Origin of the sequence: Caballeronia sp. ATUFL_F1_KS4A (assembly GCF_023630905.1) — a bacterium.
Classification (GTDB): domain Bacteria; phylum Pseudomonadota; class Gammaproteobacteria; order Burkholderiales; family Burkholderiaceae; genus Caballeronia; species Caballeronia zhejiangensis.
The window spans coordinates 83,745-104,867 of sequence record NZ_JALQEB010000009.1 but is presented as its reverse complement, the minus strand read 5'-3'; the positions used below and the strand labels follow the sequence as shown (position 1 = coordinate 104,867).

The following is a 21,123-nucleotide window of genomic DNA, read 5'->3' as shown; positions in this document are numbered from 1 at the left end:
GGGCTAGCCCTGCGATGTGGATCCGGCGTCGCGCAGTTCGCGCCTGAGCACCTTGCCGATCGGCGTGAGCGGCAGCGCGTCGCGGAACTCGACATAAGCAGGCACCTTGTAGCCGGTCAGGTGTAAACGCGCGAACTTCAGCAGTTCTTCCACCGTGAGCGTGTCGTCGCGACGCACGACGAATGCCTTCACGCGCTCGCCCGTCACCGGATCGGGCACGCCGACGGCCGCGACCGCGCGCACTTTCGGATGCGCCGCGAGCACGTCCTCGATTTCGTTCGGATACACGTTGAAGCCCGACACGATCATCATGTCCTTCTTGCGGTCGATGAGCCGGATGATGCCGCGCGCATCCATCACGCCGATGTCCCCGGTCGCGAGCCAGCCGTTCGCGTCGATGGCTTTCGCCGTGTCTTCCGGACGGTTCCAGTAGCCCTTCATCACTTGCGGACCCTGGACGCAAAGCTCGCCCGGTTCGCCGACGTTCGCCCACGCGCCATCTTCGCGGCGCAGGCGCACGAGCGTGGACGGCACCGGCACGCCGATGGTTCCATCGAAAGCGCTGTCGCCGTGCGTATCGAGCGGCGTCGCGGCGACGAGCGGCGAACACTCGGTCAGGCCGTAACCTTCGACGAGCGTTTTGCCCGTCAGCGCCCTGAAGCGCTCGGCGATCACCCGCTGGGTCGCCATGCCGCCCGCCATCGCGAGCTTGAGCGACGAGAAGTCGCGCTGACGGAAGGCTTCGTTGTCCATCAGCGCGCTGTAAAGCGTGTTGAGCGCGGTGATCGCCGTGAAGTTCTCGTGACGCAGCGCGCGCACGAGGCTGCCGATATCGCGCGGATTGACGATCAGCACGTTGCGCGCGCCGATCGCAAGAAACGCGAGCGCATTCACCGTGAGCGAATAGATGTGATACAGCGGCAACGGCGTGACGACGGTCTCTTCGCCCTCGACGAGCCGCGCGCCCGCCCATGCAAGCGCCTGCATCAGATTGGCGATCACGTTGCGATGCGTGAGCATCGCGCCCTTGGCGATGCCTGTGGTGCCGCCGGTGTACTGAATGAACGCGATATCGCCGTGACCGACGCGCACCGGCTCGAACTTGCGCCGCGCGCCGAGCGCGAGCGCTTGCGGCAGGCGCACGGCATCGGGCAGCGCGTAGGCGGGCACCTGCTTTTTCACATAGCGCAGGATCAGATCGATCGCGCGGCCTTTCACGTTGAGACCGCCGCCGAGCAGATCGCCGAGCCCGGTCACGACGATGTTCCTTACGCGCGATCCCGGCCGCGCGTCCTGCACGGTCTTGGCGAAGTTCTCGAATACGACGATCGTCTGCGCGCCGCTGTCCTTCAACTGAAGGCCGAGCTCGCGCACCGTATAGAGCGGATTCACGTTGACGACGATCGCGCCCGCGAGCAGCGTGCCGAAGAGCGTCACCGGATAGACGAGCGTGTTCGGCATCATCAGCGCGACGCGATCGCCGGGCTTCACGCCGATGCCCTGCAGATACGCCGCGAACGTATGCGCCTTCTCGCCGAGCGTCGCGAACTTCAGTTCCGAGCCGAGGCTCACGAACGCGACATGATCGGCAAAACGCGCGACGCATTCGTCGAAGAAATGCGCGAGCGAGCGATAGCGCGAAGGATCGATCTCATGCGCGACATCCGGCGGATACGACGCATACCAGATGCCGTCTGTCGCGTGCGGCTCGGAAGTCCCGCGCGGCGCTGCCTGTCCCGGGCTCATGTGGTGTCTCCGTCGGCTTGTATTTTTTTGGCCGATATTTCCGGCTACCGCTCCAGTATCGCGACGACGCCTTGTCCGCCCGCCGCGCAGATCGAGATCAGTCCGCGCAACGGCTTGCCGTCGCTGCGCGCGGGCGCGTTCGCGAGCATCTTCGCCAGCGTGCCGATAATGCGCCCGCCCGTCGCCGCGAACGGATGCCCCGTCGCGAGCGAGCTGCCGTTCAGGTTCAGACGCGCGCGGTCGATCGAACCGGGCGGCGCGTCGAGTCCGAGCGCGGTGCGGCAGTATTCGTCGTCTTCCCACGCGGCGAGCGTGCACAGCACCTGCGCCGCGAATGCTTCGTGGATCTCGTAGAAATCGAAGTCCTGCAATGCGATTCCGGCGCGCGCGAGCATCGGCGGGACCGCGTAGACGGGCGCCATCAGGAGGCCTTCGCGCTTGTCGAAGAAATCGACGGCGGCGGTCGCGGAAAACGTCAAGAACGCCTGCACCGGCAAGCCACGCTCGGCGGCCCATTGCTCGGACGCGAGCAGCACCGCCGATGCGCCGTCGGTGAGCGGCGTCGAGTTGCCCGCGGTGAGCGTGCCCGCGTCGCGATCGAAGACGGGCTTGAGCGCCGACAACTGATCGAGCGATACGTCGGGCCGCAGCGTGTTGTCGCGCGCGAGGCCTTTGTACGGCGTCATCAGATCGTTGAAAAAGCCGCGCCCGTACGCCGCCGCGAGCTTGCGATGACTCTCCTGCGCGAGCGCATCCTGCGCCTCGCGCGAAATCTTCCAGCGCTTGGCCATCAGTTCGCAGTGCTCGCCCATCGAAAGGCCCGTGCGCGGTTCCGCATTGCGCGGCAGGAGCGGCCTGAAGAACATGCCGGGCCGCAGTTTAGCGAGCGCGCCCACGCGCTGTCCCGCCGAGCGCGAGCGATTCGCTTCGAGCAGGATTCTGCGCATGCGCTCGTTCACCGCGATGGGCGCGTCCGACGCCGTATCGACGCCGCCCGCGATGCCCACGTCGATCTGTCCGAGCGCGATCTTGTTCGCGACCAGAATCGCCGTTTCAAGGCCGGTGCCGCAGGCTTGCTGCACGTCGTAGGCGGGCGTTTCCTTCGCGAGCGTCGTCGACAATGCGGCTTCGCGCGTCAGATTGAAATCGCGCGAATGCTTGACGACCGCGCCCGCCGCCACTTCGCCGAGGCGCATGCCGTGCAGGTCGAAGCGATCGACGAGTCCTTGCAGCGTGAAGCTCAGCATGTCCTGATTCGACGCGCTCGCGTACGCCGTGTTCGAGCGCGCGAACGGAATGCGATTGCTGCCGATTACCGCGACACGACGCCCTTCGCTCATGGCAGCTCCCATTCGAAATGGCCACGCAGATGCGGCCGGTCGCCGGCGAGATCGCGCACTTCGAAATCGCGCGCGACGGGCGAGGGCGCGGCGGTCCAAAGCGTCGCATCGCCGGGAATGTATAGCGGCGTCTTGAAATCGCCGTGGGCGTAACCGGAAGCCAGCGCCTTGACCGGATGCAACGCGGCGAGCGTGCGCGCGAGCGTCCACATGCCATGCGCGATGGCGCGTGGAAAACCGAACGCTTTCGCGCTCAGCATGTGCAGATGGATCGGATTGAAGTCGCCCGACGCCTTCGCGTAGTCGCGTCCGAGTTGCGGCGGAAGCTGCCAGCGCGCTTCGCGCGCGAGCAGCGGCACGCGTACGTCGGCGGCATCGGCGATCTCGATCGACGGCGCCGCGCGCTCGCTGCGCGCGCCGCGCTTCAGATACACGCTGTCGCCGTCCCACACCGCCTCGCCGCGCCGATAGATGCGCGTATGCAGCGTGAACGCCTGGCCCTTGTGATGCGGCACGAGCGGCCCGCATTCCACTTCGATGCGCAACGCCTGACCGGCCGCGAGCGGACGCCGCAGCCGCACGCTGTTCGACAGATGCACGACGCCGAGCGCGGACCATGGAAACGACGGATCGGTGAGCATCATCAGATGCAAGGGAAAAGCGAGAACGTGCGGAAACGTGAGCGGCACGCCGTGCTCGGGAATGAAGCCGCACACGCGCGCGTATCGGCCGACCTGTTCGGCGTCGATCCTCACATTCGGGCGCACGAGCCGCAACGCGGGCAGCTCCGGCGCACGCGCGCGCCGGAAAAGCGCGGGCAGCGCGCGGCCGTAGAGCTTCGCGGGCGGCGGCAGCGTTTCGACGACGACGGTGCGGGCGCGCGGCATGGTCGGTGCGTGCATCGCGTTCTGCCTCCTCACGCGCCGATCAGGCTCTGGCCGCACACGCGCACCACGTTGCCCGTGATGCCCGCGCTGCCCGGACTCGCGAGCCACGCGACGGTCTCGGCGACATCGACGGGCAAGCCGCCTTGTCCCATCGAATTGAGGCGTCTGCCGGCCTCGCGCACGCCGAAGGGCATACGCGCGGTCATATGCGTTTCGATGAAGCCCGGCGCGACCGCGTTGATCGTGATGCCGCGCTCGCGCAGCAACGGCGCCATCGCGTGCACGCGGCCGATCACGCCGGCTTTCGACGTCGCGTAATTGGTCTGCCCGCGATTGCCCGCGATGCCGCTGATCGACGACACCGCGACGATGCGCCCGCCCGCGCGCAACACGTTCTGCGCGAGCAGCACGTCGTCGATGCGTTCCTGCGCGAGCAGATTGATGTCGATGACGCTGTCCCACATGTCGGCGGTCATGCGCGCGATGGTCTTGTCGCGCGTGATGCCCGCGTTATGCACGACGATATCGATGCCGCCCGACGCAGCCAGCGCCGCCGCGATTTCGGCGGGCGCTTCGGGCGCGGCGATATCCGCGACGAGCGCCGCGTGCGCGCCCGATGCCGGCGACGCGTCTTCGATCGCGAGCATGGTCTGATCGAGCGCATCGCGGGCGGCGTCGATATCGAGCCCGGTGACGATCGCGCCGTGCTCGGCCAGCACCGCCGCGATCGACGCGCCGATGCCGCGCGCCGCGCCCGTCACGAGCGCGCGTTTGCCGGCGAGCGGCTTGGCCCAGCTTGGCGGCGCGTCGGCGGGCGCATCGATGGTCACGACTTGGCCCGAGACATAAGCCGAGCGTGGCGAAAGGAAAAAGCGCAGCGCCGACTCGACATCCGCGCCATCGGCTGCGCGCAGCAGATTCGACGTAATGCCGTTGCGCGCTTCCTTGCCGAGCGAGCGGACCATGCCTTCGAGCGCATGCTGCGCGGTCGCGGCGCGGACGCTCGAGCGCGTGGCGGGCGGACGCCCGAGCACGACGATGCGCCCGTTCTTCGCGAGCGAACGCAGCGCATCGTGGAAGAACGCGTAGAGCGAATGGAGTTGCGCGCTTTCGCCGATGCCGGTCGCATCGAAAATCAGCGCCTCGACGCGGTCGGTCGCGGAAGCGTCGCGCGAGCGCGGCTCGAAGCGGCCGCTCATCGCGCCGTGCCGCGCGGCGACCGGCAGCCAGCCGGACGCGCTTTCGTGCGCGATGCCCGTCATGCCGATCGCCGACAGCACGGCCATCAGATCGTCGAAGAGCGCGGGCGACGGCCCCGCGCCGATGGCGGCCATGCCGCCGAATTCGGCCTGATCCGCGCGATGGCGGCGCAAAACCTCGGGACGCGGAAGGCCGAGCGAGCGTGCAATGCTCGTGCCGAAGGGCGAATTGACGAAGTCGAGATAGCGGTCTTTCATCGATTGTCGATCGGTCGTCGGGCGCGCGGGGCGGTGCCTTTGGTCCTGAATGCTTCAGGCAATGGCTTCGGGCAAGTGCCGCTCGAGCGCCGCGCTGCGCTTTTGCAATGCTTCGAGGATACCGAAGTCTGCGGAAAAATCATCGACTTTCACCGCTTCCTTCGCATGAGCGGCCCATTCGGCGAGCAGCGCGCGTTCGTTTTCGTCGATGAGACCGCGCGCCGCCGCCGTCTGCGACCAGGCTTCGATGTCGTGCGGGCTTTGCGGCAGCGGGGCGGCGGCGCCCGCCTTGACGGCGTCGCGCAGACGCGCCTCTAGCGCCGCGACGGCAGGCGTGAGCGCGAGCAGCTTTTCGCCGCGCGCGATCGGATCGTCTTCGAGCGCCGAAACGTGCGAGCCTGCGACGAGGCGCTCGCGCGCGTCGCCGGGTGCTTGCATCAGTATCGCGACGTCGTTGCCGAGCGCATCGACGCTAGGGGCGTGCGGCAAGCCGAACGGGAACGCGACGATGCGCAGAAACGCCGCCGCCGCGCGGTTCGGATAGTTCGCGAGCAAGCCCTCGAACGCGGCGCGCGCCTGATAAAGCGCGTCTTCGGCGCCCCAGCGCACGAGCGGCAGATCGCTTTCAGGGCGGCCATCGTCCTCGAAACGCTTGAGCGTCGCGGAGAGCAGATACAACTGCGAGAGGATGTCGCCGAGACGCGCCGAAAGACGTTCGCGGCGTTTCAGCTCGCCGCCGAGCGTGAGCATCGACACATCGGCGAACAACGCGAACGCGCTCGACAGACGCGTGGCCGCACGATAGTACGGCACGAGACGCGCATCGGCGCGCGCGGGCTTCGCGACGAACACGCCGCCGCCGCATGCGTACACGAAGGCGCGCATCGCGTTCGATGCCAGAAACGCCGCATGTCCGAAGAACGCGGCGTCGAACGCGCGCAGATCGTTGTCGCGCGTCGCTGCCATTTCCTTCAGCACGTAGGGGTGACACCGGATCGCGCCCTGTCCGAAGATGATGAGACAGCGCGTCAGGATATTCGCGCCTTCGACGGTGATCGAGATCGGCATCTGCTGATACGCCCGCGCCAGAAAATTCGACGGTCCCATGCAGATGCCCTTGCCCGCGACGACATCCATGCCGTCGTTGATGACCTTGCGCGCGCGTTCGGTGATGTGATACTTCGCGATCGCCGAGATGACGGACGGCTTCTCGCCGAGATCGACGGCCTGCGCGGAAAGACGCCGCGCCGCGTCCATCACGTAGAGATTGCCGCCCATGCGCCCGAGCGCTTCCTGTATGCCTTCGAAGCGGCCGATCGGCGTGCGGAACTGACGGCGCGCGGCGGCATACGCGCCGGTGCCGCGCACCGCGAGCTTCGCCATGCCGACGTTCGACGAAGGCAGCGAGATCGCGCGGCCGGCGGCGAGGCATTCCATCAGCATGCGCCAGCCGTTACCCACTTGCGCGCGTCCGCCGATGACCCAGTCCATCGGGATGAACACGTCCTTACCCCAGTTCGGGCCGTTCTGGAACACGGCGTTGAGCGGCCAGTGCCGCCGTCCGATGTTCACGCCGGGATGGTTCGTCGGAATGAGCGCGCAGGTGATGCCGGGCGCGTCGTCGTCGCCGAGCAGGTGATCGGGATCGAGCGCGCGAAACGCGAGGCCGAGCACGGTCGCGATAGGACCGAGCGTGATGTAGCGCTTTTCCCACGTGACGCGAAATCCGAGCGTCTCGCGGCCCTCATGCACGCCGCGACACACGATGCCGATATCCGGGATCGCCGCGGCATCCGATCCGGCGTATGGGCTGGTCAGCGCGAAGCACGGAATTTCATCGCCGCGCGCGAGCCGCGGCAGATAGTGATCTTTTTGTTCCTCGGTGCCGTAGTGCAGAAGCAGCTCGGCGGGACCGAGCGAATTCGGCACCATCACCGATACGGCCGCCGCCGACGAATGCGTCGCGAGCTTCATGATGACCTGCGAGTGCGCGTACGCGGAGAAAGCCTTTCCGCCATAGCGCTTCGGAATGATCATGCCCAGAAAGCCCTGTTCCTTGAGGTAAGCCCACGCTTCTGGCGACAAGTCTTGCCAGATGGCGGTCGTATCCCAGTCGTTCGACAGGTCGCACAGACGCGCGCATTCGTTGTCGATGAAGCTTTGCTCTTCCTGCGTGAGCTTCGGCATGCCGTGTGCGAGCAGGCGGTCCCATCGCGGGCGGCCCGAGAAAAGCTCGGCGTCCCACCAGACCGTGCCGGCTTCGATGGCGTCACGCTCCGTCGACGACATCTCCGGCAGGATCTTGCGAAACACGGCGATTACACGGCGGCTGACGAGCGCGCGACGCATCGGTGTCAGCGTGAGCGCGAGCGCCGGAAGCACGAAGACGATCGCGAGCAGCGTCGCGCCGAGCGGGACCGTCAAACCGGTCAGCGCGCCGGCGGCGACCCAGACCGCGAACCCGGTGAGCCATGCGAGCGCCGGCGCCTGCAGGAAGGCGAGCGTGCCGGCGAGCAGGAGGAAAGCGATGACATACAGGGCAGGCATCACGAATCTCCGGTATTTCAACACTCGGAGCACACACCATGCCACAGAATAAACAAGAGCATAACGACCGATTAGAACTCTAATTCGGAAGTCTCATTCTTTAGGATGTGTCCACTTCAAGGATTCGAGATTCGGGCGTTATGCTTTTGTTTCGCATTAGCACCGACAAAATCGAATGATTAGTTCGATTTACTAAACAAAATTAAAGCGATTGGATTCTTGACACCCCGCAGTACGCGGGGCGTCAAAGGGGCTGTGGGTCGTTCTTCGCGGGATGCGCCACAGCAGGTCACATCGGAGGGCTTCTAGTGTGACCACCTGCCACGCGTACGGTGGCCATAGGAGCATATTTGGAAATGGAGACGAGAGATCACTTAGTCAGGCTAAGCATGGGCGCCGTTCCTGATGACATCGGTGTTTCTGACTGGATGCTGCTTACGGGGGATGTGCTGTATTTGCTGGCCCGTTGCAGTGGCGAGGTCAGTTATCTGCGTGTGCCGCTGGATCTGGAACTGCTCAATAACGTGCGGAAGTCGACCATGCGAAAGGGAGATGGCGTGTATCGGAATAGTCGAGGTGAGCCGACACTGCTTGCCACGTATCTGGCCTTCGTTTTTCTGCAGCGGGACGTGCCGATTCAGGCTATCAGGCGCGAACTCGGCCTGTCCGAAGCGATGATGAATCTATTGCTCGTTGTCTGGCATTTTGCCGTCGGCGTCATCGATTGCGGTAGCCGATTGCAACTGATTCCCCCGCTGCCGTTCGAGGGAAACGGAGATGTCTAGCTCGTGGGAACGTCGGCAGCGCCAATTCGGAAACATCTGGTGGGGATGGCCGTGAAACGAGCTAAAAATATCGAGAACTCGCACCGCGATTGCCCTGGTCGAGGGGTGCGAGCGAGTATCGGTCCTGACTCCGCTCAGGCGAAGCCAGGACGCGTAGGAATGCCGTGATCGGGTTTCCAGACCCGCGCACGACGATCGCAAACTACAGTCGTCTCCTGTAGGCAGCAATCACCTGCCGTTAACAATCGGCAACAGGAGAGTAAGTGTTCCTAAATAAATGTGTTTACCGAGTCGAGCTAAAAATAAACTCGCTGTACAGAGAGACCGCTCCGATCGATCGGAGCTACGTTTTCGACAGCAAGCTCTATCTCTTCAGCAACGGCACGGACGGCTATAGCTATCGGTCCATATCGCTGGACTGCTCGGCGCCCAGGAAATTGCGCAAGGAGTTTCGGGTCGTCGAGGCGTCGCCGGGCGGCGGCGTCCGAGGACGCGTCGACTTCAAGAGGAAATTCCAGGCGCTGGCATTGCTGCACGATGGCGCGCCGGTCGTCGAGGTTTCGCGCGAGGTCAACTTGTCGGTGACGACGGCTTATCGCTATCGCAGGGAACTGCACGGCCTCGTCGCATTGCGCCCGCAGAACACGAATTCGCTGCTGCGGATGCTTGCCTTTCGGGGCGACGAAGCGCGATAAGCGAGGCGCGTCGGACGCGAGCCGGGTGGCGGAGAAACGCAGTTGTCCGTCGCGTCGGCTTGCGCGCGGAGCGGGGCATCGATGCTGCTGCACTTGCGGCTGAAGAAAACCAGCGCCGCGGGGACTGGCGCGCCGCCGCGTCCGCACGAAGGTGAATCGGCGAACGCAGATTCGTTTCGATTTCAATTCGACATCCGCGGACCGAATCGGAAACGGAATTGCGAACGGAAAACGAAGGCGGAAAACAAAAACCCCGCGACGATGCGCGGGGTTTTTGCGTGCGATGCGCTCGAACGAGCGTCTCGCGAAAGAGGGACCTTGGTGCCCAAGAGAGGACTCGAACCTCCACGGTGTTGCCACCGCTAGGACCTGAACCTAGTGCGTCTACCAATTCCGCCACCTGGGCAAGGGTGCGTGTTACTTCAAATCTGCTGCGCTTTACTGATCGTTCGAATGAGTGTTAAGCAGCAGAGAACGCAATTATAGCGAGCCTGACGCATCTGTCAAGCGTTTCCATGCGATGCCTGTAACGAGCCGCGAAGCGCGCCGCGTCACGAGCCGCGAAGCGCGCCGCGTCGGCGTCTCGCGCCCGTGGCGCTTAAAAGACGGGTGTTAGAATGACCCGCAACGATGACCGCATTATTGGTTGCAAAGCACCGCAAAAGTCCCGTCCAACGAGAAAAAACACGACTACGCCCTTGAGCAAATATCCGTATCCGATTCCGAGCCGCGAAGAAATTCTCGGCGTGCTGCGCACGAGCGAGACACCGCATGCCGCGAACGACATCGCCGAAGCGTTGTCGATCAAGCGCCAGGAGCGCGAAGGATTTTTCAAGCGACTGGCGGCCATGGAACGCGACGGGCAAATCCGCCTCGACAAGCGCGGCCACTATCAACTCACGCATCCGTCGAATTTTGTTGCGGGGCGCGTGCAGGGGCATCGCGACGGCTTCGGCTTTCTGATCCGCGATGACGGCCAGGACGATCTCTTCCTCCCCAATGGCGAAATGCAGAAGGTCATGCACAACGATCGCGTGCTCGCGCGCATCGTCGGCTATGACCGGCGCGGACGGCCGGAAGGGCACATCGTCGAGGTCACGGATCGCGCCAACAAGCGCGTCATCGGGCGCCTCGTCAACGAGAACGGCGCGCTGATTCTCGTGCCCGAAGACAAGCGCATCGGGCATGACATCCTCATCACGCAAAATCCGAAGAAGGCCAAGGTCGGGCAGGTCGTGTCCGTCGATCTGACGGATTTTCCGAGCCGCCATTCGCAGCCGCTCGGACGCGTGGTCGAAGTGATCGGCGATATCGACGATCCCGGCATGGAAATCGAAATCGCGGTGCGCAAGTACGGCGTGCCGCACGAATTCAGCGACGCCGCGCTCGCCGCCGCCGCCAAGCTGCCCGACGAAGTGCGCGCGGCGGATATCCGTCATCGCGTCGATCTGCGCGACGTGCCGCTCGTCACCATCGACGGCGAAGATGCGCGCGATTTCGACGACGCCGTGTATTGCGAGCCGGTCGCCGTGGGACGTGGTCAGGGTTTTCGTCTGCTGGTCGCGATCGCGGACGTATCGCATTACGTGCGTCCGAACGAAGCGCTCGATATCGATGCGCTCGATCGCAGCACGTCGGTGTATTTCCCGCGCCGCGTGATTCCGATGCTGCCGGAGAAGCTGTCGAACGGCCTGTGCTCGCTAAACCCCGATGTCGATCGCTGCGTGCTCGTGTGCGACATGGTCATTACCGCGCGCGGCGAGATCAAGGCGTATCAGTTTTATCCCGGCGTGATGCACTCGGCGGCGCGCCTGACATACACCGAAGTCGCGGCCGTGCTCACCAACACGAAGGGTCCGGAAGCGGCGAAGCGCGCCGATATCCTGCCGCAGCTGCAGAACCTCTACGGCGTCTACAAGTCGCTGCATGCCGCGCGCCAGAAGCGCGGCGCCATCGACTTCGATACGACCGAGACGTATATCGTCGTGAACTCGCAGGGCAAGATCGAGCAGATCGTGCCGCGTCATCGCAACGACGCGCATCGGCTGATCGAGGAATGCATGCTGGCCGCGAACGTCTGCGCGGCCGACTTTCTGAAGCGCAACAAGCATCCCGGTTTGTATCGCGTGCACGCGGGGCCGACGGAAGAGAAGCTCGAAAACCTGCGCGCGTTCCTGCGCGGCGTCGGCTTGACGCTCACCGGCGGCGACAAGCCGCACGCGAGCGATTACGCCGCCCTCATCGCGCAGATTCGCGACCGGCCCGACGCGCAGATGCTGCAATCGATGGTGCTGCGTTCGATGCAGCAGGCCGTCTATAGCCCGGACAACATCGGCCATTTCGGCCTCGCTTATGAGGCGTACGCGCACTTCACGAGTCCGATCCGGCGCTATCCCGACTTGCTCACGCATCGCGCGATCTACGCGATCTTGCAGGGCAAGAAGTATCTGCCGGACGTCGGTCACGATGTTTTCCTGAGCACGGGCCTCACGAAAGCCGCGCGCGAACTGCAGAAGGCCGACGACTCCGCGCGTGGCCGCGCTCGCAACAGCGTCGCGATCTGGGAAGAGCTCGGGCTGCATTGCTCGTCCAACGAGCGTCGCGCCGACGAAGCCTCGCGCGACGTCGAAGCGTGGCTCAAGTGCTACTTCATGCGCGACAAGCTCGGCGAGGAATACGGCGGCATGGTGAACGGCGTGACGTCGTTCGGCATTTTCGTGCAACTGGATTCGCTCTTCATCGAAGGACTCGTGCATGTGACCGAGCTCGGCTCGGACTATTTCCAGTACGACGAGATCAAGAACGAACTGCGCGGCGAGCGCACGGGCATTCGCTACCGGATGTCCGATCGCGTGCGCGTGCAGGTGAGCCGCGTCGATCTCGATGCGCGCAAGATCGATTTCCGGCTGGTTCGCGATACGCCGGTGAAGCCGCCGTCGCCGCGTCCGTCGACCGGTGCGAGCGATGCAGCGGCTGCCGGCATCGGCGCGGGACCGCGTATCCGTCCGTTCGGCGACGACGACGCCCCGAGCACGCGCGCGCGCGGCGGCACGAAGAAGGGCGCGTCGCTTGCGGCGAGTCCGCGCGGCGGCGCGGCGAAGAAGCGCGGAGCGGCGTCGAAGTCGGCATCGCAGGGACGGCCGGCGCGCAAGAAACGTTAGGGCGGCGCGTCAATACAGCCGCCATCGAATACGCGCGGTCCGATGCTTCGTGCTTCGGACCGCGTCGTGCTTTTCAAGTTTTCACCGAAGGTTCGGATCAGTCATGTCACGTCTCAAGGTTCTATACGGATTTCACGCAGTGACCGCACGTTTGCGCGCGGATGCATCGTCGATCGAGGAGGTGCTGTACGACCCCACGCGCAAGGATCGGCGCATGCAGGACTTTCTGCGGACCGCGAAGGAAGCGGGCGTGCGGCTGATCGCGGCCGATGAAGCGCGTCTCTGGGGGCTGTCGGGCAACGTCCAGCATCAGGGCGTGGTGGCGCGCGCGCACGATCTGCCGCTCGCGCAGAATCTGGCCGAACTGCTCGATGGCATTTCGGGCACGCCTTTGCTGCTGGTGCTCGACGGCGTCACCGATCCGCATAATCTCGGCGCGTGTCTGCGCGTCGCGGATGCGGCCGGCGCGCATGCGGTGATCGCGCCGCGCGATCGCTCGGCGGGCCTGAACGCGACGGCGGCGAAGGTGGCGAGCGGCGCGGCGGAGAGCGTGCCGTATATCACCGTGACGAATCTGGCGCGCGCGCTGCGCGAACTCAAGGAGGCGGGCGTCTGGGTGATCGGCACGGCGGGCGAGGCGACGGCATCGCTTTACGAGACCAAGCTGGATGGTCCGGTGGCGATCGTCGTCGGTGCGGAGGGCGAGGGCATGCGTCGCCTGACCCGCGAGACGTGCGACGAAATCATGAATATCCCGATGGCGGGGACGGTCGAGAGTTTGAATGTGTCGGTGGCGTCGGGGGTTTGTTTGTTTGAGGCGGTGAGGCAGCGGGCGGTGAAGAAGTAACTGCTGACCAGCATTTGAAACAGAATTCGTCCTCGCTTCTACATGGCGTCACTTAACGCAAAGCTCGAACGGCTCGGCCCTTCTCACCGAGCCGCTCTCCAATGGTTTCAGGACTTTCAAGGCCAAGAAGTGGAATGGCCAAAGCCTTTGCCGGATGGCACTTTTATCGTCAACAAGGCAAAAGGCATACATAAACCGAAAGGCATCGGCTACGCCGTCAGCGTGCGTCAGTCGCTGAATAGCCCGTACGCCGATCACGAGCCGATCACATTGTCAGACGGGTCTTGGACCTACCGGTATTTCCAAGAGCAACTCGATCCCGCTGAGCGTGATAGTCAGTTCACAAATCGCGCGCTTGTGGCATGTATGAATGATGGGATTCCGGTTGGCGTTCTGCGTCAGGTCAAGCCTAAGCCGAGACCGCGCTATCGAGTTCTCGGTTTGGCGCTGGTGACTCGTTGGCAAGATGGGTATTTCGAGCTGAAGAGTCCCCGCTTCGATTCGCCAGTGGCCAGCGCTCTGCTCATCGATCGAGTCGAGCAAGCTCTTGAGACTTTCACTGAATTCGATCCATCGTGCATCGAAGACGCCCGCAAGAAGACACTCGTTTCCATCGTCGTAAGGCAAGGCCAACCCGCGTTTCGCAATGGACTGCTCAAAGCCTACGAGCGCCGTTGCGCGCTCACGGACTGCGCGGTCGAAGCGGTTCTCGAAGCCGCGCATATCTGCGGCTACATGGGCACTGAAACCAACGACGTTCGAAACGGCCTTTTACTTCGTGCGGACTTGCACACGCTTTACGACCGCATGCTGATTACGATTGACCCTGCGACCTATGAAGTGTCGATTTCGCCGGAACTGAAGGGCAGCGAGTACGCCGCGCTAGCCGGCAAAAGGCTTCGGCTTCCGAAAGATCCCAAAAGCCAGCCGAGCCGCGACGCGCTTCTCACCCACTGGATGCACGTGCATTCGCTTCGAGAAATGCAATCGTGACGAGCACCACACGCGCGATTCGTCTTGCCGCAGCAATCTCCGCATGCCTGCTCACCGCCTGCACCGCGATGCAAGACCGCACCACCTACATCGCCGACACGCAGTACCACGCGAAGAACGCCGATTCCCGCATCCGTTTCCTCGTGATGCACTACACGGAGATCGACGAAGCGGGATCGCTCGCCGTCCTGACCGGCGATGAAGTCAGCGTGCACTACGTCGTCCCCGACGCCCCGCGCATCGAGAAAGGCGAGCCGGTCGTCTATCAACTGGTGCCGGAAGACAAGCGCGCCTGGCACGCCGGCGTGAGCTCGTGGCAGGGCGCGACGGAGCTGAACGCGTCGTCTATCGGCATCGAGAACGTGAATCTCGGTCCGATCGGCCCGCTGAGCGATGGAAAATGGCAGCCGTATCCGCCCGCGCAAGTCGATGCGCTCATCAAGCTCTCCCGCGATATCGTCGCGCGCTACCACATCCCGCCGACGCGCGTCGTCGGCCATAGCGACATCGCGCCGCAACGCAAGATCGATCCGGGTCCGCTTTTCCCGTGGCATGCGCTATACGACGCCGGCGTGGGCGCATGGCCCGACGACGCGGCTGTTGCCACGCATCTCGCGGGCCGCGATCCGAAGGCGCCATCGGACGTGCGCGCGCTGCAGGAAAAGCTGAACCGCTACGGCTACGAAGTCGCGACCGACGGCGTGCTCGACGCCAAAACCCGCCGCGTCTTCAGCGCGTTTCAGATGCACTTTCGCCCGTCGGATCACGCGGGCAACGCGGATGCAGAAAGCGACGCGATCGCCCAGGCCCTGCTCGATAAATACTTCCCACAATGAACGACTGGTTTCCGACACTGCGCGCGATCCACATGACCTGCGCCGGCCTTTCCATCGCCGGATTCGTGCTGCGCTGGATCTGGATGCTGACGAATTCGCGCCTCCTCGCCGCGCGCGCGACGAAAATCCTGCCGCATATCGTCGATACGCTTTTGCTCGCGAGCGCCATCGCGCTGGTCGCGATCATCGGCTTTTCGGCGAACGCTGCGTGGCTCGGCGCGAAAATCGCGGGGCTCGTCGTCTATATCGTGCTCGGCACGTTCGCGCTCAAGCGCGGCCGCACGAAGGGCGCGCGCGCCGTTTATGGCGTGCTGGCGATCGTCGTGTTCGCGTTCATCGCGTCGGTGGCGCGCACGCACGATCCGCTCGGCTTCCTGCACGCGTTGGCATGATCCGCGAGGCCGTCGCCCGCGCTCCGATAAAATCTCAGTTTTCACCGATACAGCAGCACCGCTCCCATGACTCAAGACGAACTCAAGCAACTGGTCGGTCAGGCCGCCGCCGACTACGTGAACGCGAACGTGCCGGAAGGCGCGATCATCGGCGTCGGCACCGGATCGACGGCGAACTGCTTCATCGACGCCATCGCGAAGTCCAAGGCGCGTTATCGCGGCGCGGTGTCGAGTTCGCTCGCGACCACGGCGCGGCTCGAATCGCACGGTTTCAAGGTGTTCGATCTGAACGACATCGAGACGCTCTCCATTTACGTCGACGGCGCCGATGAAATCGACGCGAGCGGCGCGATGATCAAGGGCGGCGGCGGCGCGCTCACGCGCGAGAAAATCGTCGCGTCGGTGGCGGACGTGTTCGTGTGCATCGCCGACGCGAGCAAGCGCGTCCCGGTGATGGGCACGTTCCCGCTGCCCGTCGAAGTCGTGCCGATGGCGCGCACGGCAATCGGCCGCAAGCTCGCGGCGCTCGGCGGCGTGCCGATCGTGCGCGTGACGAAGGACGGCTCGCCGTTCATCACGGACAACGGCAACGAAATCCTCGACGTGAAGGGCCTGTCGATCACCGATCCGCGTGCGCTCGAAGCGCAGATCAACGCCTGGCCGGGCGTCGTGACGGTCGGTCTGTTCGCGGCGCGCGGCGCGAATATCTGTCTGCTCGGCACGGAGAACGGCGTCGAGCGCATCGACTACAAGTAAGTCACGCGCGCACCAAGCGAAAGGCCCGGCGATCCGAAAATCGCCGGGCCTTTCGCGTTTTTACGCCGATCAATACGCGTTGCGTCCGATGAATCCCTTGAACATCGTCATCGCGACGATCTTGATGTCGAACCAGAACGACCAGTTGTGAATGTAGAAGAGGTCGAACTTCACGCGGCTTTGCATCTTCTCGACCTTTTCCGTCGCGCCGCGATAGCCGTTCACCTGCGCCCAGCCGGTAATGCCGGGCTTGATGCGGTAGCGGAACATGTAGCCGTAGACGAGATCCTTGTACAGATCGTCGTGCTCGATCGCGTGCGGGCGCGGACCGACCACCGACATATGCCCGAACAGCACGTTCAGGAACTGCGGCAGCTCGTCGAGGCTCGTGCGCCGCAGGAACGCGCCGACCTTCGTCACGCGCGGATCGTTGCGCGTCGCCTGCGTCACTTGACCGTGCTCGCGATGCACGCCCATCGAACGGAACTTGTAGATGCGAAACGGCCGTCCGTCCGCGCCCTTGCGATGCTGCGTGAAGAACACCGGACCCTTCGAGGTCGTCTTCACGGCGATCGCGATCGCGATCATCAGCGGCGAGAGCGCGAGCAGCGCGGCCGCCGCGAACAGGCGGTCGAAGAGCATCTTCGGCCACATCTGCAGCGTGCTGATCGGAGACGTCGTCAGGTTGATGGTCGCGAGCCCGGCGACATCCGTCATCGAATGATTGAAGAGCGAAATGCTGCGCGTGTCCGGAATCAGCCGCAGATTCACGAAATCGTGCCGCAGCGCATGCACGAAGCGGTAGATCGTGTGCTCCTGCGACAGCGGCAGCGCGAGCCACACTTCGTTGATTTCCTCGGCGCGCACCTTCTCGACGAGTTCGTCGAAATCGTTCAGCACCGGCAAACGATTGCCGCCCATGCCGATCGCGGTCGTCGGCGTGGGCATGCCGCTGATGCCGCTCGCGTGCAGTTCCTCGTCGCCGGTCGTATCGAGAATGCACACCGGAGTAAAGCCCTGTTCGGGCGTGCTGCACAGGTGCGCGAGCAAGGTCCGCGAGAAACCCTGCGCGCCGACGATCGCCACGGTGCGCTGATTCAGGCCGCGGCCGCGCATCAGGCGCAAGGCCGAGTACACGATCAGCTTCGAAGCGATGATGAGCGCGCCGGAAATGAGCGTCGAATACGCGAACCAGAGTCGCGACACCGTATCCATGCGATGTAGCGTGAAGGCGAGCAGCAGGGCGCCCGCGACGACCGCCATCCACGCCAAAGTGACGCGCGCCAGCATCATGGCGAACGGCTTGCCGCGCCAGGTTTCATACACGCCGAAAGCCGGGAAGAGCAGGAGGGCGAGTGCGGAGTTGAACGCGATCAGAAGCCTTTCGATATCGCTGACGAAATCCAGCGACGAAAAGCGTACGTCATGCGCGATCAATCCGCCCGCGATGATGAGACAGACATCCAGAACACGCGCCAGCCATGAGAACAGATCGAGGTTTTTTTCTTGCATTAATCCTAGCCGTTAGACACTTGAGGCCGATATCGCCTCGGTTGCACGAAGACGCGGAAGTAGTCGATCGAACTCCCGCTTGACGAGCCCGTAGCACTCGCATGCGCGTGCTTCCAGACCCTCGCGATCCACGACCTTGATGCAGCCGCGGCTGTGATGAATGAGACCCGCGTCGTGAAGCTTGCCCGCCGCTTCGGTCACGCCTTCGCGGCGCACGCCCAGCATGTCCGCGATCAGTTGCTGCGTGACCTGCAATTCGTTCGACGCCGTGCGATCGATTTCGATCAGCAGCCAGCGGCAAAGTTGCTTGTTCAGCGAGTGATGCCGGTTGCATGCCGCCGTCTGCGCGACCTGCGTGAGCAGCGCCTGCATATAGAGCAGCATCAGGCGGCGCAGGAAGTCCGAGCGGCCGAACTGCTCGCGCAACGCTTGCGCGCTCATGCGATACGCGAAGCCCGGGCATTGCACCTGCACGCGGGTCGGCATCGTTTCGCCGCCGGTCAGAACCGGCACGCCAGTCATGCCTTCGCGTCCCACCGCGGCAATCTCGACCGAACCGCCGTCTTCCATCGTGTGCAGCAGCGAGATGATCGCGGTCGTCGGGAAGTAGACGTGGTGAATCCGTTGGCCGGAGTCGCACAGCAGTTGCTCGGTGCGCAATTGCACGAGTTCGAGATGCGGCGTGAGCGCCTGCCATTCGTGCGCAGGAAGCGCGCCAAGCAGATGATTGCCGTGCAGGTCGGACTGGAGGGTCAGCATGATTGTTCTCTCTCGTAACTTTCGCGCGTTGCGCTTCAATTTTTATTTACTGATGTGACCGTTTTCGAAGATTGCCGCTTGCGCCGGTTCCTCGAGGAAGGATGACATCAGCCCCGTAGCCGCCCGTTTCGTACTTGAATTGCTTTTGGTTGATCGCACTGGTCTGGGTTGCGTGCTTCTAATAGCGAGGACTGTGCCAATGCGGGCAATCGCAATGCTGGCGGGGCCTCATAACTCGTGCACTTTTTGTGATGCAGCGCAGCGCTGCGTTTTTGTTTCAGTCTTGAACATCGGTGGTCTTAGGAATACGTGCGTGCCCCGATGAGTTTCATCAGCGCATACCCCTCGAATGGCGGTTGAGGATTTTTTGACCACGGTGCGACAGGCCTCACGGGTCGACATCCCTTCGACATACCACCTTCTTTCGTAGGGACAATGGAAAATGATTCATCCGTGTTCCATCGGCTCCGTGGGCTGGCGAACGCGTGTTTATCCGAGCGCTGCTTGATTCCCCACGAAGCCTTGCCGGATAAGGCTTTGCCGGTATCGGGAAAAGTCTTCCGCGCGGCGTTGCATGAAGCGGAAACGTTGCGCCCGTTGCACGAAGTGAAATCTGCGTGTGCGATTCCTCGCGCATAAGCGCCTCTGTAGCGCGGCTTTCGGCGAGGAGTAGCCCACACAGGCCTTGTAGCGACCCTCTCGCGAGTTCGGCACGCGACTAGCCGCCGTGAAACGTTTGCGCGTCATTCATCGGATTCATGGTCGGGCGCAGCGCATTTCAGTCGTGCACGCGATGCCCTGAAATGTTTCATCGAGGACAATCTCATGCGGAACTCATTAACGCGGAGAAACCGTCGCGCAGAAATTCTCGCGGCGACATCACGAGGTCATAAAAACCCGCATAAGACGCGAAGGTAAGCGAGTGAAAAAACCCTTGAAACAAGGGTTGAAATGTGTCTTTTTAAACAGTCGCTGCCGAGATGAAAGCGCGTGCGAATCGCGGTTCGACATCAACGTTCAGCACACGATGTCCGCAAGCGGAGGAATCACGCGTTCGTACGCATCCTCGATCACGTCGAACGATGTCTCGCACAGCTCTCGTCGTCCGCGCGAAAGGGCGCGCGCGAGGCGGCACTGCATCACCATGGTTTCGCTCGCGATCTTGCGCGCGCCCGCATACGTCTGCACGGGAATGTCGAAGCCTTGTTCGCGCATCCACTGCAGATAATGCGCGAGCAATTCGAAGTTCGCGCCGAGTTGCCTCATCACGTTGAAGGCGTAATGACGCGCATACGATTCGCCGCGCGCAATCATCGTATCGAGATGCTCGGGAAACGCCGCGCGCCAACGCGTGATCGGATTGTGCATCGGACGCCGCAACAGATGCGCGCACAGCAGATCCGCCGATACTTCCGCGAGCGGCGTGCCCGACAGCGGCTCGCGCACGCGCTTGACAAACTCGACGTGCGGAAAAAGCGCCGGCTCGGGCGTCGCATTCGAGCGCAGCACGCCGTCGTAGTCTTCGCCGTCGAGAAGGTGATAACCCGTGTGATGAAAGTAGCCGAGACGCCGCGCATCGCGATCGATCACATCGATGCCGATGGTCGTCTTCGCATGCTCGCGGCGATACGAAGCCGTGCGCGTGTCCGGCAGATAGAACGCATCGACTTCGACGAGCACGATATTCGCGCGGCGCGTCTGCACGAGCGCGCGCTCTTCGAGCGAATCGAACACGGAAAGCTCCTGCACTTGCAGGCCGTAGAGTTTTTCGATGTCTTCGAACGGCAGCTTGCCGAGCGTGAACTGATCGGCTTCGAAGTCCTGAGCGACGGCGAACGCGAGCGCAGCGCGCGGTTCGAGCCCGTTGCCGTGCAGAATTTCGATCCACAGATCGACGGGCGCGACCGCTTCACGCCAGATGCGCTCGCCGCGATGCAGCGCGTGCGCGTGATGCCGCCGCGCACGCATGCGCAAGGGATCGAGTGACACGACGCGGGAACGACTTGCTCCTGAATCCGTCACACCGCTCGTATGGAACGCGCTCATGCCGTGACCTCGGGCCGGAAAGGCCGGCGTTCGATACCGCGTGCGCAATGGAGCGAATGTGCTTTTAATCGTGCGTCTCTATCGCGTTCGATGGCGGTATGCATTGTGATTTTCCCATGAAGGTGCCGTATTACGCGAGTGCTATCGACGCCATGCGACGCGCGCGCGGCAGCCCGCAACCCGGGCTGTAGCGCGGTCGCATTGATCGTCGGAAAGGCGTCTTTTTCCCCGGGACGCCTTTGTGCGTGTGGTCGAGCTTATTTGAAAGGCGCGCGCGTCATGGGTCGGTGCGATGGCGCACTGAATTCAGGCGGGTCGGCACGTAACGTTCAATCGTCGCAACGCCGGTAATTGCCGGTAAAGC

General features: G+C 63.5%; 16 protein-coding genes and 1 tRNA gene. 8 read left to right on the top strand and 9 right to left on the bottom strand.

Translation table 11 applies throughout. From position 1 onward, the window contains the following. Positions 1-3: 3 nt before the first annotated feature. Genes NCS03_RS08600 through NCS03_RS08580 form a run of 5 tightly spaced genes read right to left on the bottom strand, consistent with a single transcriptional unit; the run spans position 4 to position 7,977 of the window. Positions 4-1,746 carry an AMP-binding protein gene (locus NCS03_RS08600; RefSeq protein ID WP_250439851.1) on the bottom strand — a complete coding sequence of 581 codons (1,743 nt, stop codon included), beginning with the start codon at positions 1,744-1,746 and terminating at the stop codon, positions 4-6. Between the two features lie 44 nt (positions 1,747-1,790). After that, entirely contained in the window at positions 1,791-3,086 is a 1,296-nt protein-coding gene (locus NCS03_RS08595) for an acetyl-CoA C-acetyltransferase (protein ID WP_250439850.1), read from the bottom strand. Then, a complete protein-coding gene (locus tag NCS03_RS08590) occupies positions 3,083-3,988 on the bottom strand; it encodes a MaoC/PaaZ C-terminal domain-containing protein (protein ID WP_034473192.1) in 906 nt (301 codons plus the stop codon). The genes NCS03_RS08595 and NCS03_RS08590 overlap by 4 nt, the downstream gene beginning before the upstream one ends. Before the next feature lie 14 nt (positions 3,989-4,002). Further along, positions 4,003-5,430 (bottom strand): 3-oxoacyl-ACP reductase, encoded by a 1,428-nt coding sequence (locus NCS03_RS08585; RefSeq protein WP_008349254.1) that lies wholly within the window; start codon positions 5,428-5,430, stop codon positions 4,003-4,005. Positions 5,431-5,484: 54 nt separating this feature from the next. Further along, positions 5,485-7,977, bottom strand: a complete 2,493-nt coding sequence (locus tag NCS03_RS08580) for an acyl-CoA dehydrogenase (protein ID WP_250439847.1) — start codon at positions 7,975-7,977, stop codon at positions 5,485-5,487. A gap of 389 nt (positions 7,978-8,366) precedes the next feature. Here NCS03_RS08580 and NCS03_RS08575 point away from each other — a divergent pair, with 389 nt between their 5' ends. Together NCS03_RS08575 and NCS03_RS08570 are read left to right on the top strand one after the other, a co-directional pair. Further along, positions 8,367-8,762: a hypothetical protein gene (locus tag NCS03_RS08575; protein WP_250481549.1), complete on the top strand. Its 396-nt coding sequence runs from the start codon at positions 8,367-8,369 to the stop codon at positions 8,760-8,762. 437 nt (positions 8,763-9,199) lie between these two features. Then, positions 9,200-9,457: a helix-turn-helix domain-containing protein gene (locus tag NCS03_RS08570; RefSeq protein ID WP_008349260.1), complete on the top strand. Its 258-nt coding sequence runs from the start codon at positions 9,200-9,202 to the stop codon at positions 9,455-9,457. Positions 9,458-9,776: 319 nt separating this feature from the next. Here NCS03_RS08570 and NCS03_RS08565 read toward each other — a convergent pair. After that, positions 9,777-9,863 (bottom strand) — tRNA-Leu (locus NCS03_RS08565). 292 nt (positions 9,864-10,155) lie between these two features. On the opposite strand from NCS03_RS08565, the gene rnr reads away from it, so the two are divergent. The 6 genes from rnr (at position 10,156) to rpiA (ending at position 16,442) form a co-directional block, all read left to right on the top strand. Then, on the top strand, positions 10,156-12,618 hold the full coding sequence (gene rnr / locus NCS03_RS08560; RefSeq protein WP_008349262.1) for a ribonuclease R: 2,463 nt from the start codon (positions 10,156-10,158) through the stop codon (positions 12,616-12,618). Between the two features lie 103 nt (positions 12,619-12,721). Further along, on the top strand, positions 12,722-13,465 hold the full coding sequence (gene rlmB, locus NCS03_RS08555; protein ID WP_008349264.1) for a 23S rRNA (guanosine(2251)-2'-O)-methyltransferase RlmB: 744 nt from the start codon (positions 12,722-12,724) through the stop codon (positions 13,463-13,465). Between the two features lie 42 nt (positions 13,466-13,507). Continuing rightward, the gene (locus NCS03_RS08550) at positions 13,508-14,458 is read left to right on the top strand and encodes an HNH endonuclease (RefSeq protein WP_250529056.1); all 951 of its coding nucleotides are present in this window, start codon (positions 13,508-13,510) and stop codon (positions 14,456-14,458) included. Between the two features lie 68 nt (positions 14,459-14,526). Continuing rightward, a complete protein-coding gene (locus NCS03_RS08545; RefSeq protein WP_250529069.1) occupies positions 14,527-15,294 on the top strand; it encodes an N-acetylmuramoyl-L-alanine amidase in 768 nt (255 codons plus the stop codon). Further along, positions 15,291-15,686 carry a SirB2 family protein gene (locus tag NCS03_RS08540; protein ID WP_008349269.1) on the top strand — a complete coding sequence of 132 codons (396 nt, stop codon included), beginning with the start codon at positions 15,291-15,293 and terminating at the stop codon, positions 15,684-15,686. Before NCS03_RS08545 ends, NCS03_RS08540 begins: the two co-directional genes overlap by 4 nt. Positions 15,687-15,752: 66 nt before the next feature. Continuing rightward, the gene (rpiA, locus tag NCS03_RS08535; protein WP_008349271.1) at positions 15,753-16,442 is read left to right on the top strand and encodes a ribose-5-phosphate isomerase RpiA; all 690 of its coding nucleotides are present in this window, start codon (positions 15,753-15,755) and stop codon (positions 16,440-16,442) included. A 69-nt stretch (positions 16,443-16,511) separates the two neighbouring features. Here rpiA and NCS03_RS08530 read toward each other — a convergent pair whose 3' ends face one another. The 3 genes from NCS03_RS08530 to NCS03_RS08520 form a co-directional block, all read right to left on the bottom strand. Beyond that, on the bottom strand, positions 16,512-17,933 hold the full coding sequence (locus NCS03_RS08530; RefSeq protein WP_034473220.1) for an undecaprenyl-phosphate glucose phosphotransferase: 1,422 nt from the start codon (positions 17,931-17,933) through the stop codon (positions 16,512-16,514). 33 nt (positions 17,934-17,966) lie between these two features. Further along, positions 17,967-18,713 (bottom strand): Crp/Fnr family transcriptional regulator, encoded by a 747-nt coding sequence (locus tag NCS03_RS08525; protein WP_008349275.1) that lies wholly within the window; start codon positions 18,711-18,713, stop codon positions 17,967-17,969. 1,017 nt (positions 18,714-19,730) lie between these two features. Then, positions 19,731-20,759 carry a DUF1839 family protein gene (locus tag NCS03_RS08520; protein ID WP_051079023.1) on the bottom strand — a complete coding sequence of 343 codons (1,029 nt, stop codon included), beginning with the start codon at positions 20,757-20,759 and terminating at the stop codon, positions 19,731-19,733. Positions 20,760-21,123: the final 364 nt, after the last annotated feature.

Bases quoted from the DNA above. Each gene is read 5' to 3' on its own strand.
- NCS03_RS08600 (WP_250439851.1), bottom strand. From the start codon at position 1,746: ATGAGCCCGGGACAGGCAGCGCCGCGCGGGACTTCCGAGCCGCACGCG.
- NCS03_RS08595 (WP_250439850.1), bottom strand. From the start codon at position 3,086: ATGAGCGAAGGGCGTCGTGTCGCGGTAATCGGCAGCAATCGCATTCCG.
- NCS03_RS08590 (WP_034473192.1), bottom strand. From the start codon at position 3,988: ATGCACGCACCGACCATGCCGCGCGCCCGCACCGTCGTCGTCGAAACG.
- NCS03_RS08585 (WP_008349254.1), bottom strand. From the start codon at position 5,430: ATGAAAGACCGCTATCTCGACTTCGTCAATTCGCCCTTCGGCACGAGC.
- NCS03_RS08580 (WP_250439847.1), bottom strand. From the start codon at position 7,977: ATGCCTGCCCTGTATGTCATCGCTTTCCTCCTGCTCGCCGGCACGCTC.
- NCS03_RS08575 (WP_250481549.1), top strand. From the start codon at position 8,367: ATGGGCGCCGTTCCTGATGACATCGGTGTTTCTGACTGGATGCTGCTT.
- rlmB (WP_008349264.1), top strand. From the start codon at position 12,722: ATGTCACGTCTCAAGGTTCTATACGGATTTCACGCAGTGACCGCACGT.
- NCS03_RS08550 (WP_250529056.1), top strand. From the start codon at position 13,508: ATGGCGTCACTTAACGCAAAGCTCGAACGGCTCGGCCCTTCTCACCGA.
- NCS03_RS08545 (WP_250529069.1), top strand. From the start codon at position 14,527: ATGCAAGACCGCACCACCTACATCGCCGACACGCAGTACCACGCGAAG.
- NCS03_RS08540 (WP_008349269.1), top strand. From the start codon at position 15,291: ATGAACGACTGGTTTCCGACACTGCGCGCGATCCACATGACCTGCGCC.
- rpiA (WP_008349271.1), top strand. From the start codon at position 15,753: ATGACTCAAGACGAACTCAAGCAACTGGTCGGTCAGGCCGCCGCCGAC.
- NCS03_RS08525 (WP_008349275.1), bottom strand. From the start codon at position 18,713: ATGCTGACCCTCCAGTCCGACCTGCACGGCAATCATCTGCTTGGCGCG.
- NCS03_RS08520 (WP_051079023.1), bottom strand. From the start codon at position 20,759: ATGAGCGCGTTCCATACGAGCGGTGTGACGGATTCAGGAGCAAGTCGT.